13 protein-coding genes and 1 riboswitch are annotated in these 13,946 nt (G+C 72.0%); of the genes, 9 read left to right on the top strand and 4 right to left on the bottom strand.

What is annotated here, in order from left to right; genetic code table 11:
* The first annotated feature begins 305 nt into the window (after positions 1-305).
* The gene (locus ACWEVS_RS42070; protein WP_354906876.1) at positions 306-1,097 is read left to right on the top strand and encodes a helix-turn-helix domain-containing protein; all 792 of its coding nucleotides are present in this window, start codon (positions 306-308) and stop codon (positions 1,095-1,097) included.
* Positions 1,098-1,123: 26 nt separating this feature from the next.
* On the opposite strand, the gene ACWEVS_RS42065 is transcribed toward ACWEVS_RS42070, so the two are convergent.
* Entirely contained in the window at positions 1,124-2,242 is a 1,119-nt protein-coding gene (locus ACWEVS_RS42065; protein WP_452417427.1) for a globin domain-containing protein, read from the bottom strand.
* A gap of 458 nt (positions 2,243-2,700) precedes the next feature.
* Here ACWEVS_RS42065 and ACWEVS_RS42060 point away from each other — a divergent pair, with 458 nt between their 5' ends.
* The 3 genes from ACWEVS_RS42060 to ACWEVS_RS42050 are packed head-to-tail and all read left to right on the top strand — an operon-like array spanning position 2,701 to position 5,134.
* On the top strand, positions 2,701-3,390 hold the full coding sequence (locus tag ACWEVS_RS42060; RefSeq protein ID WP_449925154.1) for a gamma-glutamyl-gamma-aminobutyrate hydrolase family protein: 690 nt from the start codon (positions 2,701-2,703) through the stop codon (positions 3,388-3,390).
* A 35-nt stretch (positions 3,391-3,425) separates the two neighbouring features.
* A complete protein-coding gene (locus ACWEVS_RS42055; RefSeq protein WP_452417429.1) occupies positions 3,426-4,346 on the top strand; it encodes an alpha/beta hydrolase in 921 nt (306 codons plus the stop codon).
* Positions 4,343-5,134 carry an enoyl-CoA hydratase/isomerase family protein gene (locus tag ACWEVS_RS42050; RefSeq protein WP_452556476.1) on the top strand — a complete coding sequence of 264 codons (792 nt, stop codon included), beginning with the start codon at positions 4,343-4,345 and terminating at the stop codon, positions 5,132-5,134. Before ACWEVS_RS42055 ends, ACWEVS_RS42050 begins: the two co-directional genes overlap by 4 nt.
* A 34-nt stretch (positions 5,135-5,168) precedes the next feature.
* Here ACWEVS_RS42050 and ACWEVS_RS42045 read toward each other — a convergent pair whose 3' ends face one another.
* Positions 5,169-6,350 carry an acyl-CoA dehydrogenase family protein gene (locus tag ACWEVS_RS42045; protein ID WP_452417433.1) on the bottom strand — a complete coding sequence of 394 codons (1,182 nt, stop codon included), beginning with the start codon at positions 6,348-6,350 and terminating at the stop codon, positions 5,169-5,171.
* 114 nt (positions 6,351-6,464) lie between these two features.
* Complete coding sequence (locus ACWEVS_RS42040; protein WP_354906870.1) at positions 6,465-7,052, bottom strand: class I SAM-dependent methyltransferase; 588 nt, start codon at positions 7,050-7,052, stop codon at positions 6,465-6,467.
* A 129-nt stretch (positions 7,053-7,181) separates the two neighbouring features.
* Here ACWEVS_RS42040 and ACWEVS_RS42035 point away from each other — a divergent pair, with 129 nt between their 5' ends.
* The 5 genes from ACWEVS_RS42035 (at position 7,182) to ACWEVS_RS42015 (ending at position 11,920) form a co-directional block, all read left to right on the top strand.
* The gene (locus ACWEVS_RS42035; RefSeq protein WP_452556474.1) at positions 7,182-8,810 is read left to right on the top strand and encodes a sensor histidine kinase; all 1,629 of its coding nucleotides are present in this window, start codon (positions 7,182-7,184) and stop codon (positions 8,808-8,810) included.
* Positions 8,807-9,481, top strand: a complete 675-nt coding sequence (locus tag ACWEVS_RS42030) for a response regulator transcription factor (protein ID WP_354906868.1) — start codon at positions 8,807-8,809, stop codon at positions 9,479-9,481. The genes ACWEVS_RS42035 and ACWEVS_RS42030 overlap by 4 nt, the downstream gene beginning before the upstream one ends.
* A gap of 87 nt (positions 9,482-9,568) precedes the next feature.
* Positions 9,569-10,000: a hypothetical protein gene (locus ACWEVS_RS42025; protein ID WP_452556472.1), complete on the top strand. Its 432-nt coding sequence runs from the start codon at positions 9,569-9,571 to the stop codon at positions 9,998-10,000.
* 9 nt (positions 10,001-10,009) lie between these two features.
* The gene (locus tag ACWEVS_RS42020; RefSeq protein WP_354906866.1) at positions 10,010-10,597 is read left to right on the top strand and encodes a phosphoribosylanthranilate isomerase; all 588 of its coding nucleotides are present in this window, start codon (positions 10,010-10,012) and stop codon (positions 10,595-10,597) included.
* Positions 10,598-10,720: 123 nt separating this feature from the next.
* A complete protein-coding gene (locus tag ACWEVS_RS42015) occupies positions 10,721-11,920 on the top strand; it encodes a serine hydrolase domain-containing protein (RefSeq protein ID WP_452556470.1) in 1,200 nt (399 codons plus the stop codon).
* A 215-nt stretch (positions 11,921-12,135) separates the two neighbouring features.
* Here ACWEVS_RS42015 and thiC read toward each other — a convergent pair whose 3' ends face one another.
* The gene (gene thiC, locus ACWEVS_RS42010; protein ID WP_452556468.1) at positions 12,136-13,818 is read right to left on the bottom strand and encodes a phosphomethylpyrimidine synthase ThiC; all 1,683 of its coding nucleotides are present in this window, start codon (positions 13,816-13,818) and stop codon (positions 12,136-12,138) included.
* A riboswitch (TPP riboswitch) is annotated at positions 13,811-13,923 on the bottom strand. It overlaps the preceding gene by 8 nt.
* Positions 13,924-13,946 lie beyond the last annotated feature (23 nt).

Raw genomic sequence — 13,946 nt, 5'->3', positions numbered from 1 at the left:
GCCCATATTCCGGAGGTGAATCGAGTTCACACGTGTTCTCTTCAGTGCGGCCCCGCCCTGACGTGCCGCCCCGGCGGCCCCGCTCCGACGTGCCGCCCTGACGTGCCGCCCCGGCGGCCCCGCCCTGACGTGCCGCCCTGACGTGCCGCGTCGCCGGGATCGTCGCTCCCGGCGGGTCACCCCGGCGGGTCACCCCGGCGGGCCGCTCCGGCGTGCCGCGTCGCCTGGCGGTCCGGTGTGGTGCGGTCCCGCTTTACGTCCGGGGTAATCGTGGCGATTCCCCCTTTACCGCTACCGTTCCCCGCATGGGAGCACTTGCCGTCAACCACGAGTCATTTGGTGATCTGCTGCGATCCTGGCGCCAGCGGCGCAGGGTCAGCCAGCTCGACCTGGGCATCGAGGCGGAGGTCTCGGCCCGGCACATCAGCTTCCTCGAGACCGGCAGGGCCAAGCCCAGCAGGGACATGGTGATGAGATTGGCGGAGGAACTCGACGTGCCGCTGCGCCACCGCAACAGGCTGCTGGTGGCGGCCGGGTACGCGCCCGTCTTCCCCGAGCGGGAGGTGCGGGCGCCCGAGATGGAGGTGGTACGGCAGGCCCTGGACAAGATCCTGGCCGGGCACGAGCCGTACCCCGCGCTGGTCGTGGACGCCGCGTGGAACCTGGTGGCGGGCAACGCGGCCGCGGCGATGTTCATGGACGGCGTGCCGGCCGAGTTGCTGAAGGAGCCCGTCAACGTGATGCGGCTGTCGCTGCACCCCGACGCGATGGGCGGCCGGCTGATCAACCTGGCGGAGGTGCGGGCGCACCTGCTGCACCGGCTGCGGCGGCAGGCGGAGGCCTCGGGCGACGGGCGGCTGGCCGAGTTGCACGACGAACTGGCCGCCTACACCTACCCGGGCGTCGACCTGAACGTGGCGCACGCGCCCGGCATCGCCGACATCCTGATGCCGTTGCGGATCAGGCACGGCGACCGGGTGCTGTCGATGTTCACGACGATCGCGACGTTCGGCACGCCGGTGGACGTGACGGTGTCGGAGCTGGCCATCGAGACCTTCTGGCCCAACGACGAGGAGACGGCGGCCGCCTTCCGCTGACGACCGCCACGGGCGGGGGCCGCCGGTCAGTGCTCGCCCTGGGCGATGTCCCGGTGGATGCGGGCCGGCGGGACACCGTCCGTCTGCAGCCGGCGCACAGTCTCGTGCACCATCGCCGGGGGACCGCACACGTAGACCTCGTGCTCGGCCCACGAGTGGAAGCGTTGCATCACCTCGGGCAGCCGTCCGCGCATGCCGTCGTAGGACGACTGGCCCGACACCACCGGCAGCACCCGCAGCCAGGGGAAGGCCGACTCCATCCTGACCAGGTCGGGCAGGTCGTAGAGCTCGGCCGCGGTGCGCGCGCCGTACAGCAGGTGGATGTTGGGCCGCCTGCCCGAGGTGATGATGTGGTCGATGATGGCCTTGATCGGGGCCAGGCCGGTGCCGCCCGCGACGCACAGGACGTCCCTGGCGCCGGACTCGTGCGGGATCATCGTGCCGATCGGCGGCCCGAGCATGATGGTGTCGCCGACGCGGGTGTGCCGGACCAGCGTGGTCGACACCCAGCCGCCGGCCACCCCGCGCACGTGCAGCCTGATCGTGTTGTCCTCGCGCGGCGCGTTGGCGATGGAGAACGTCCGCCACACCCGCGGCCAGCGCGCGGTCTGCACGCTGACGTACTGCCCCGCGACGTACGGCAGGCGCTGCGTCGGCCTGAGCGTGACGACCGCGATGTCCTCGGTGCGCCGCTCGTGGTCGATGACCTCGGCCAGCCACCACGCCGGCGAGACACCCGAGGCGATGTCGGCCGCGTCGATCATGAGGTTGGCGGCGGCGGTGTAGGCGGCCACCCACGCGGCCTCGATCTCGCTGGTCCAGATGGCCGCGGCGAAGCGCCTGACGGTGGCCAGCAGGGCGTTGCCCACCGCGGTGTAGTGCTCGGCGATCACGCCGTACTTGCGGTGGTCGCGGCCGAGCTGGCCGAGATAGGAGGCGAGGCTGTCCGGACTGTCCAGTGACCACACGATCCTGGTCAGCGCGCTGAACAGCCGGTCGCGCTGGACGTCCATGGCGGGCGGGAACATCCCGCGCAGGTGCGGGTTCTCCGCGAACAGCCGCCCGTAGAAGTAGGCCGCCGCCCGGTCGGCGACGGGTTCGATGACGGAGAAACTCTCCTTGACGAGGCGCGGATTCAACGACATGCCTTGTGACCCCACCTTTGACCAGAATGCGATTCCGGTCTGTCGTTCCACCTCCCTGACGGTTCCGGGTTGCGAGCGTGCGGCGAGCCCCGGCGTATCCGTACGCTCGTCCCGGAGTCTTACACCACTTCCCTGGGGTCACCACCGTTTCACCTCAATACGGTGTGAATCCAAACTATCCGTAACTGTACCGTTATTTTCCGCAATCAAAATCCAGAACATTTCCCGCGCTGAAGGTGAATCAATATCGCATTCACCAAGAAATGGGCCGGATGGGGTCGCGCGGGAGCCGCGGGCCCCCGGCGAGGAGCGGGCGGTCGCCCCCGGCCCCGGTGATCGGTGCGCCGGAAGTGACAGCACTGATACCCGGGATAGGTGACATAACCGAAATCGTGTGCGCCATGATGGACCACCAGGTACCTGGTCGCCCGTCCTCCTGCATGCAATCTGGAGCGCGCATGTCCCGACCGCTGATCGGCATCACCGCCTACTTCGAGGCCGCCCGCTGGGGCGACTGGGTCAGAGAGGCGGTTCTCGGCCCCCCGTCCTACGCCAGGGCGGTCGAACGGGCGGGCGGGGCGCCGGTCCTGCTGCCCCCGCTCAACCTGCACGCCGTCGACGACTACGTCAGGGGGCTCAGTGGCATCGTGCTGGCCGGCGGCGCCGAGGTCGCCGGCTCCGTCTACGGGGCCGACCAGGACGACAGGGTGGCCCCGCCGCAGCCGCAACGCGACCGCTTCGAGCTGGCGCTGGCCCGCGCCGCCGTCCAGGCGGACGTGCCGATCCTGGCCGTGGCGCGCGGCATGCACGTGCTGAACGTCGCCCAGGGCGGCACGCTGATCCCGTGGCTGCCCGACGTGCTCGACCACGAACGGCACGCCGCCCCCGGACAGCCGCACGTCATCCAGGTCAGCGTCTCCAGCAAGCTCGGCAAGGCGCTCGGCGACCGGATCGAGGTGACCGCGCCGCACCACCAGTCGGTCAAGCGGCTCGGCACCGGCCTGCTGGCGGTGGCCTGGGCCGACGACCAGATCGTGGAGGGCGTCGAACTGCAGGGTCACCGGTTCGGCGTCGGCGTCCAGTGGCACCCCGAGCGCGGTGATGATATGCGGCTGTTCGAGGCACTCGTGGAGGCCGCCCGATACTGATGAGAAATGGGGTGCCTCATGAGTAAGCTCGGATCATGAGCTTGCATCCCCAGGCCAGGGCCTATCTGGAGCTCTATCCTTCCGACCTCGGCGTCGATCTCGGCGGCCTGGGCCAGGCGGAGATCGAGCAGATGCGTGCCGTCGACGGCCTGGCCGACAGGCGCGGACCGCTGACGCGCCTGCCGTTCGTCCGTGACGCGCTGGCCGGCGAGGTGCCGATCCGGGTCTACCGGGCCGATCCGGGCGACCACACGCTGCCCGTCATCGTCTACTTCCACGGCGGCGGCTGGGTGTTCGGCAGCGTCAGGCGCAACGACGCCCTGGGCAGGGACCTGGCGGTCAGGACCGGCGCCGTCGTGGTGTCGGTCGACTACCGGCTCGCGCCCGAGCATCCCTTCCCCGCCGCGGCCGACGACGCCTGGACCGTGGTGCGCGACATCTTCGCCCGTCCCGCCTTCTACCAGAGCAACGGCGACGTCGCGGTGATCGGCGACAGCGCGGGCGGCAACCTGGCCGCGGTCGCCGCCTGGCAGGCCCGCGACGCCGGGCTCACCCTGGCCCACCAGGTGCTCGTCTACCCGATCACCGACGTGGCCATGGACACCGCCAGCTACCGCGAGTTCGCCAAGGGCTACGGGCTCGACGCCGAGGAGATGGCCTGGTTCGCCGATCGCTACGCGGCCGAGGCCGACCCCCTCGATCCGCGCCTGTCGCCGCTGCGCCTCGGCTCGTGCGCGGGCCTCGCGCCCGCGACCGTGGTGAGCGCCGACCACGACGTGCTGCGCGACGAGGGCGAGGCCTACGGCGCGCGGCTGGCGGCCGAGGGCGTGGCCGTCGAGGTGCGCCGCTACCCGGGCACGGTGCACGGTTTCTTCGGCCTGCCCGGCTGGTTCGACCAGGCGGAGGAGGCCCGCGCCTACGTCGCGGCCAGGCTGAGGGCGGCGCTGGAGCCGTGAGCGCCTTCGACCGCTACACCAAGCTCAGGGTCGACCGGCCGGCCGGCGGCGTCGCGCGCGTCACGATCAGCGAGCCGGGCAGGCTGAACGCGGTCGACATGACCGGCCACCGCGAGCTGGCCGAGATCTGGCGCGACCTCGACCGCGACGAGTCGGTGCGCGCGATCCTGGTCACCGGCGAGGGCGCGGCCTTCTCCGCGGGCGGCGACCTGTCGATGATCGAGGAGATGACCCGCGACCACGCCACCAGGATGCGCGTGTTCGCCGAGGCCCGCGACATCGTCTACAACGTGCTCAACTGCGCCAAGCCGGTCGTCAGCGCCATCCGGGGGCCGGCGGTGGGCGCCGGCCTGGCCGTCGCGCTGCTGGCCGACATCTCCGTGGCCGGCCGTACGGCACGCATCATCGACGGGCACACCAGGCTCGGCGTGGCGGCCGGCGACCACGCGGCCATCATCTGGCCGCTGCTGTGCGGCATGGCCAAGGCGAAGTACCACCTGCTGCTGTGCGAGCCGGTCACCGGCGAGCAGGCCGAGCGGATGGGCCTGGTGAGCGTCTGCGTCGACGACGCCGAGGTCCACGACAGGGCCATGGAGATCGCGGTACGGCTGGCCGAGGGCGCCCAGGAGGCCATCAGGCTGACCAAGTACTCGCTCAACAACTGGCTGCGGATGGCGGGGCCGACGTTCGACGCCTCCCTCGCCATGGAGTTCCTCGGCTTCTCGGGGCCCGACGTCGTGGAGGGGGTCAGGGCGCTCCGCGAGAAGCGCCCGCCGTCCTTCTCCTGAGCCGGCCCTGAAAGCTCAAGCTCATGACCGGGTGCTAGAAGCTCCTGGGCAGGCCCAGCACCTGCGTGGCCAGGTAGTTCAGCAGCAGTTCCTCGGTCACCGGCGCGACCTTCCCGATCCGCGCGTCGGTCAGCAGCCGCGCCACCGGGTACTCCAGCGAGTAGGCCATCCCGCCGTGGGTCTGGAAGGCCGCGTCGGCCGCCTCCCACGCCGCCTGCGAGGCGGTCAGCTTGGCGATGTTGGCCTCGGTGCCGCAAGGCAGCTGCCGGTCGAAGGCCCAGGCGGCCTTGTACAGCATGAGCCTGGCCAGCTCGATCTTCGCCTTCACCTGCGCCAGCGGGAAGGCGATCGCCTGGTTGGCGCCGATCGCCCTGCCGAAGACCTCCCGCTCCTTGGCGTAGTCCACCGCCACCCGCAGCGCCACCTCGGCGCCGCCCAGCGCGGAGGCGGCCAGCAGGATCCGCTCCGGGTTGAGGATGTCCCACAGCACGACGGCGCCCTGGTCGATCTGCCCGACCGCGTTGGCGGCGGGCACCCGCAGGTCGTCGACGAACACCATGTTGGACGGGGTGGTGTTGGCGCCCATCTTGGGGATCGGCCGGAACGACAGCTGCCCCGCGGCCACCGCCTCGGGCACGTTCACCAGGAAAACCGTCAGCCCGTTGGTGCGCGGCCTGGCCTCGGCGGCCGGGATCGTCCTGGTGACCAGCATCATCCAGGTGGCCCGCTGCACCCCGGTGATCCAGATCTTCTGCCCGTTGATCACGTACTCGTCGCCGTCGCGCCGGGCCGAGGTGGTGATCGCCAGCGAGTTGGAGCCCGCGTCAGGCTCGGTCAGCGCGAAACACGTCTCGATCTCGCCGGTGGCCAGCTTGGGCAGCAGTTCGGCGCGTTGCCGGGGGCTGCCATGCCTGCCCAGGGTGAGCGCGCCGAAGCCGGGGGTGAGCACGTAGGTGAAGGCCGACCCGCCCGCCGCGCCGGAGGCGGCCAGCGTCTCGGTCGCGACCGTCAGCTCCAGCAGCCCCTGCCCGCCGCCCCCGAACTCCTCGGGTACGGCCAGCCCGAGCCACCCGCCCTTGGCCAGTTCCGCCCACACCTCCTCGGGCCAGCGCTTGTCGGCCTCGCACCGCTGCCAGTAGTCCATGTCGTAGCGCGCGCAGATGTCTCCGACGCCCTTCTGGACGGCAAGCGCGCTCTCGGGAAGCGTGAAGTCCACGGGATCACTCCATTCTCGTTGCGTGCGCAATCGTAGAACGAAGTTCTGTACCTTCGACAGATCTCTTCTGTCCTCGGCAGGTCGTCCAGCGGACCGCCGCCCCGGCGGGGCGGGTCAGCGCGGCCGGCGGGCGTGCAGCACGTAGGCGGGCGGCGTGTTGCGCCACACCGTGCGCCCCAGCACGACCTCCTCGAAGCGCTCGCTCAGCAGCCCGCGGAAGCGCCGCGCCGACCCCAGCGGCATCGCGTGGACGTAGGAGAACGTCGTGAAAGCCCCGGACGGGCACAGCGTGGAGGTCACCGCCCCGAGCAGCCGCCGCTGCAGCTCCTCGGGGAAGGCCGCCCACGGCAGCCCGCTGACCACGACGTCCGCCCTGGTCAGGTTCCGCTCGCGGAGCAGGTCTGGCAGGCGGGCCGCGTCGTCCTGCGCCACGTCGACCCGCGGGAAGCGGTCGATGAGCAGGGCGGCGAGCCTCGGGTTCAGCTCGATCGCCAGATGGTGGCCACGCCCGTTCAGCCGGCGCTGGATCTCCGCCGTGAACGGACCTGTGCCCGGGCCCAGCTCGACCACGGTCGGCTCGCCCCGCTCGGGGACAGGCGTGCAGACGACCTCTGCCAACCGGCGCGAGCTGGGCGCCAGGGCGCCGATCGTGCCAGGCGAGCGCATGAACTGGCCGAGGAACAACGTGGTGTCGTTGGGCATGAGAACAACGGTAAGGGTGTCGGTCAAGGGACTCTCTCCATCTTACGGGCAGATGTCCGGCCACTTGGAGGATGCGAAGTCCTCCGCCGGAAGGATCGACCAGGTCGCGCCCGTCGATACGGTTGTGCCATGCGATGGCGTGGTCTGGCACCGGACGTGCTGCTCGCCGTCTCCGGGATCGCCCTCGACCTGCTGATGTCCGGCAAGGCCGGCGGACCGTCCGCCGAATGGCGGGTCCCCCTGTTCGCGACGCTGGTCGGCGCGCCGATGGGACTGGTGCGCCACCGGCCCGTCTCCGTCAGCCTGTTCCTGGTCGGCGTCCTGGTCTTCACCGACCAGATCGGCAGCTTCACCTCCAACACCGCGCAGATTCTGCTGTGCGTCGCGCTCGGCGCCACCGGCTACCGGCGCGGCTGGCCGGTCACGCTGGCCGTCGTGGCGGTGGGGGCGCTGGCCACCGGCCTCAACATCGCCGACCCCGGCATCGCCTTCACCCGCAACGCCTGGTTCTACTCCGTCGGCATCGCCCTCCTGCCCGCGCTCGTCGGCCGCTACCTGCGCGGCCCCGCCGGACGCCTCGAAGCGCCCGAGATCACCCCCGACGTGCTGCTGGCCGGCGCCGGCGTGGCCGTCGCCGTCCTGGGCACCTGGCCGTACTGGCACACCGGCAGCCAGCCCGCCTGGGTGATCGGTTCCTTCTTCGTCGGGGCGGGCCTCGCGCTGGGCGTGGCCAGGCGGCTGCCCGCCGTCGTGTTCGCGGTGGAGGGCACGCTCCTGCTGAGCGCGCACCAGTTCATCCCCGAGGCCACCGCCACCATCCAGGTCACGCTGCTCATGGCGGTCGGGGTGTTCGCGATGCGCGTCGCCTCCTGGTTCTGGAACCTGGTCGCCTACGTCACGGCCAGCTCGCTCGCCGCGATGGTCGTGATCAACGGGCACGAGAACGTCACCGCGCTCAGGGTCGTCCTGCTGCTCGTGGTGGTCGCCACGCCGATCGCCATCGGCAGGTACGCCGGTGCCAGGCAGTCGGCCGCCGAGGCCGAGCGGCTGCGGGTGCGCGAGTCCGAACGGCTGGCGATCGCCCAGCTGCACGCCGGCCAGCTCGCCGAGCGCGAGCGCATCGCCCGCGAGGTGCACGACATCGTCGCCCACCACGTCGGGGCCATGGTGCTGCGCGCCGCCGCCGCCCGCTACGCCGCCCCCGACGGTCCTGTCGCCGACGCGCTCGCCGACATCAAGGAGACCGGCCACCAGGTGCTGGAGGACCTGCGCGGCCTGCTCGACCTGCTGCGCGACCCCGGCAGCGACGGCGTGCTGCTGGCCGACCCGGCCGACGTGGTCACCGAGTCCGCCGAGCGGATGAGCGCCGCAGGGCTGGTCGTCGACCTCCACCTCGACCCCGCGCTCAGCGAGGCGCCGCTGGTGGCCAGGGCCTCGGCGGCGCGCATCGTCCAGGAGGGCCTGACGAACGTGCTCAAGCACGCGGGCCCCGGTACCGTCGTCCGGGTGGGCGTGGTCGCGGGCGAGGACGAGCTGGTCGTCGAGGTGGCCAACGGCCGCCCGCCCACGATCCGCGAGCCGCTGCCGTCCTCCGGGCAGGGCCTGGCCGGGATGCGGGAGCGGGCCAAGGCGCTGGGCGGCACGCTGACCGCGGGCCCCGACGGCGGCGGCTGGCGCCTGGCCGTGACCCTTCCCTACCCGCATCCCCACCCCCAACCCCACCCCCAACCCCACCCCCAGACCAAGGTGACGACATGATCCGAGTGGTGGTGGCCGACGACCAGGCCCTGGTCAGGGCAGGCGTGCGCATGCTGCTGCAGGCGGCCGGCGACATGGAGGTCGTCGGCGAGGCCGACGACGGGGCCGAGGCCGTACGGCTGGCCGAGCACCACCGCCCCGACGTGGTCCTCATGGACCTGCGCATGCCACGGGTCGACGGGCTCGAGGCGATCAAGCGGATCCTGGCCGCCCAGCCCGGCGCGAAGATCGTCGTGCTCACCACCTTCGCCGACGACGCCAACGTCTACGCCGCGCTGCGCGTCGGCGCGCTCGGCTTCCTGGTCAAGGACGACGAGCCCGAACGCATGGTCGACGCCGTCCGCAGGGCCGCCGCGGGCGAGCAGTTGCTCGCCCCCTCCGTGCTGCGCCGGGTGGTCCAGCGGGCGCTGGCCGCCGAGCAGCAGGCCACGCCCACCCCCGCCGGGCTGACCGAACGCGAACTCGAGGTCCTCGCCCTGGTCGGCACCGGCCTGTCGAACGCCGAGATCGCCGACCGGCTCCACGTCGGCGTCACCACGGTCAAGACCCACGTCGGCTCGGCGATGGAGAAGCTCGGCCTGCGCAACCGCATCCAGGCCGCGGTCGTCGCCCACCGCATCGGCCTGGTCGACGCCGCCTTCCGCCCGGTGCGCCATCCGCCCAGGGGGTGACCGGCGGGTCACCCGGCAGGCTGACGACCCCGCCCGCCGCGCCCGGCCACGATGTGGTCCTCACCTCAGAAGGAAGGACCCATCCTCATGCATGACGTGACGACCGCCACGTCCGCCCCCGTCTCGGCGGGCCTGCTCTACACGCTGCGCGTGCTGGTGCTCGCGCACGCGGTCTCCCTGCTGGTGGCGGCCTCGTTCGCGGGGCAGGCGCTGGTCTACGGCGAGGCCTCCATCGTGTCCGAGCCCGCGACCGCCGAGACCCACGTCATGATCGGCATGGTCGCCCACCTGGTCGGCCTGCTCCAGGTCATCGCCGCCCTCCTCTACTGGCGTCCGGGCCGGGGCGCCGGCTGGCCCGCCCTGGCCAGCCTCGCCCTCTTCCTGCTCGGCATCGCCCAGCACTTCCTGCTGATCTTCGTCGGCCTCGGCGCGCACGTGCCCAACGGCGTGCTCATGTTCGGGCTGCTGGCCCTCACCACGGTGTGGGCGTGGTCGCCCGGGGCCGCACGCCGCCGATAGGCTGCTGCCATGTTCGTGAAGATCTGCGGCCTGAGCGAGCCCGAGCACGTCGAGGCCGCCGTCGAGGCGGGCGCCGACGCGATCGGGTTCGTGCTGACCGCCAGCCCGCGCAGGGTGAGCCCCGCACGGGCGGCGGAGCTGGCCGCGCTGGTGCCCGGGCACGTGCTGACCGTCGGCGTCTTCATGGGAGAGCCCGCCGACGAGGTACGGCAGGCCGCCACGGCCGCCGGGGTGCGAGCCGTCCAGCTGCACGGCCGGCACCCGCACGCCGACTTCACCGCGCTGAAGGATCTCGGCCTGACGCTGGTGCGCGCCGTCGCGGCCGACGCCGACCTGCGCACCGGGGCCTTCGACGAGGACCTGCTGATCGTCGACGCGCCCAGGGCGGGCGCGGGCGAGCCGTGGGACTGGGCGGCCGTCCGCGGCCGGCCCTCCGGCCGCTGGCTGCTGGCCGGCGGCCTCGACCCCGGCAACGTACGGCAGGCGATCGCCGAGGCGGGGCCGTGGGGCGTCGACGTCTCCAGCGGTGTCGAGGTCTCCAGGGGCGTGAAGGACTCCGCCCTGATCCGCGCCTTCCTCCAGGCGGCGCGTTCCTAGACTTCGGTCCGCTCCGGTCCTCTTGCGGGATGAGGCCGCAAGTCGTCCTTTCCGCCGACGCCTTCATGATCATCGCCGTGCCATAGTGGCGTCGTCCGGAATCTTCGCGAGAAGGGCGACAGCATGGCATCAAAGAAGATCGCCGCACTGGGTCTCGGTGCGCTCCTCGTCGTGGCGGGTCTGGCCCCCGCCGCGCACGCCGCCGGGCCGGATCTCGACCGGCGCGAGCTGCAGCGCACGCTCGACGAGGTGCCCAAGGGCGGCGTGGCGGGCGCCTACTCCGCCGTCCAGGACGGATGGCAGCGCTGGCGCGGCGCGGCGGGCCTGGCCGACCTGGAGGCCGGACGCCCCACGCGGCCGGCCATGTACCACCGGATCGGCAGCATCACCAAGACCTTCGTCGCCACCGCCGTCCTGCAGCAGGCCGAGCGGGGCAAGGTCGAGCTGGACGCCCCCGTCGAGCAGTACCTGCCGGGGCTGCTGCCCGACCGGCGCATCACGGTCAGGATGCTGCTCAACCACACCAGCCACGTCGGCGACTACGACACGGCGCTCATCACCGGGCCTGACAGCCTGGAGGAGATGCGCGTGCGCCAGTACACCGACGAGGAACTGGTACGGCTCGGCCTCGGCACCGGCCCCTCGGGCGAGCCCGGCCAGACGCCCGGCAGCTACTCCAACACCAACTACATCGTGCTCGGCATGCTGCTCGACAAGGTCACGGCAATGCCCGCCGAGCGCTACATCACCCGCCACGTCATCCAGCGCGCCGGCCTGTCCGACACCTTCTTCCCGCGCACCCCGAACCTGCCGCGCCCGCACTCGAAGGCCTACACCTCCTTCTTCGGCTCCTTCCCGCTGCGGGACTTCAGCTCCTTCAACATGTCGTGGGGCGGCACCGCCGGCGCGCTGGTCTCGACGACGGAGGACCTCAACCGGTTCTTCCGCGCGCTGCTGACCGGCCGGCTGATCGGCCAGGCCCAGCTGGCCGAGATGCGCACGACCGTTCCGATCACGCCGGGGCCCGGCGTCCCCGACACCTTCGACTACGGCCTGGGCCTGATCGCCTACGACACCCCGTGCGGGAAGGTGTGGGGGCACGACGGCGGTGTCATCGGCATGGCCACCCTGTCCTTCAGCACCGCGGACGGCGGCAGGCAGGCCTCCTCCGGCATCAACACGACCTGGCACCCGGGGATCGAGGCGGGTCAGCAGGCCTGGGTCGTGCACACCGTCGGCGCGATCTGCGGCACGACCCCCCAGGCGAAGGCGGCTGACACCACCAGGTTGCTGCTGGAGGCGAACGCGCCCGTGAAGCGCTGACGACCCGGGCGCCCGCCCGGGGGAGCCCTCCCCGGAGGGGTTGCCCGGGAGAGGCCGGGGACACCGCCCGCGCCGCCCGTCCCCCGTGGCGGGTGGCGCGGGCGGCGTCCCGCTCTCGGCCCCGTGGGCGGGCGGGACCCGCCCCGGGCCTGGTGCGTGGCGCGGGCGGGTCCTGCCCCCGGCCCCGAGGCGGCGTGGGCGGGTCCCGTCCGGTCTCAGCGGCGCTCGGGCAGGGGCAGGTACACCTCGCCGCCGCCGCGCACGAACTCCTCCGCCTTCTCCCGCATCCCCTCCTGCGCCCGCAGATCGTGGGAGATCCGCATCGAGCAGAACTTCGGCCCGCACATCGAGCAGAAGTGGGCGGTCTTGGCCGGGGCCGCGGGCAGTGTCTCGTCGTGGAAGGAGCGGGCCGTGTCCGGGTCGAGGGACAGGTCGAACTGGTCCTCCCAGCGGAACTCGAACCGCGCCCGCGACAGCGCGTCGTCCCACGCCTGCGCCGCCGGATGGCCCTTGGCCAGGTCGGCGGCGTGTGCGGCGATCTTGTAGGTGATCACGCCGGTCTTGACGTCGTCCTTGTCCGGCAGGCCGAGGTGCTCCTTCGGCGTGACGTAGCACAGCATCGCGGTGCCGTACCAGCCGATCATGGCCGCGCCGATGCCCGAGGTGATGTGGTCGTAGCCGGGCGCGATGTCGGTGACCAGCGGGCCGAGGGTGTAGAACGGGGCGTCCTCGCACAGCTCGCGCTGCAGGTCCACGTTCTCCTTGACCTTGTGCATGGGCACGTGGCCGGGCCCCTCGACCATCACCTGGACGTCGTGGGCGTGGGCGATCCGGGTGAGCTCGCCCAGCGTGCGCAGCTCGGCGAACTGCGCCTCGTCGTTGGCGTCGGCGATCGAGCCGGGACGCAGCCCGTCGCCGAGGGAGAAGGCGACGTCGTAGGAGGCGAGGATCTCGCACATCTCCGCGAAGTTCTCGTACAGGAAGTTCTCGCGGTGGTGCGCCAGGCACCAGGCCGCCATGATCGAGCCGCCGCGCGAGACGATGCCGGTCGTGCGCCTGACGGTGAGCGGCACGTACGCCAGCCGCACGCCGGCGTGCACGGTGACGTAGTCGACGCCCTGCTCGCACTGCTCGACGAGGGTGTCGCGGTAGATCTCCCACGACAGGCGGGCGGCGACCCCGTCGACCTTCTCCAGCGCTTGGTAGAGGGGGACGGTGCCGATGGGCACGGGGGAGTTGCGGATGATCCACTCGCGGGTGGTGTGGATGTCGCGGCCGGTCGACAGGTCCATGACGGTGTCGGCGCCCCAGCGGATGGCCCAGGTCATCTTCTCCACCTCCTCCTCGACGGAGGAGGTGACGGCGGAGTTGCCGATGTTGGCGTTGATCTTGACCAGGAAGTTGCGTCCGATGATCATCGGCTCGCTCTCGGGGTGGTTGACGTTGGCCGGGATGACGGCCCTGCCCGCCGCCACCTCCGCGCGGACGAACTCCGGGTCGACGCCCTCCCTGGCCGCGACGAACTCCATCTCCTTGGTCACCACGCCGCGGCGGGCGTAGGCGAGCTGGGTGACGGGCGCGCCCGCCGCCCTGAGGGGGTCGCGGCGCCGCCCGGCGAACGCGCTGGTCCCTGCGCGCTTCCACGCGTTCTGGTCGCGGTAGCCGTCGTCGAGGGGCTGGACCTGGCGGCCGCCGTACCGGGCCACGTCGCCCCGGTCGAGGACCCACCGCTCGCGCAGCGGGGCCAGGCCGCGGGTGACGTCGGTCTCGACCTCCGGGTCGGTGTAGGGGCCGGAGGTGTCGTAGACGGTGAAGCTCGTGCCGTCGGACAGGCTGATCCGGCGCATCGGGACCCGGAGATCGCCTTGGTAGATCTTGGAAAAACGCGCGCCACTCATCGCGCAAACTCCCTTCGCCGGCATTACCCGGAGCAGGTTCTGGCGGTCGGCGGCTGGTCAGCCGTCCTCTCAGCCCGGTCACACCGGGCTCCCGCGTTGGTCGGCGCCACCGTAACCCGATCACCGGG

Source organism: Nonomuraea sp. NPDC003754 (assembly GCF_053605785.1).
This window is presented reverse-complemented; position numbering and strand designations above follow the sequence as displayed.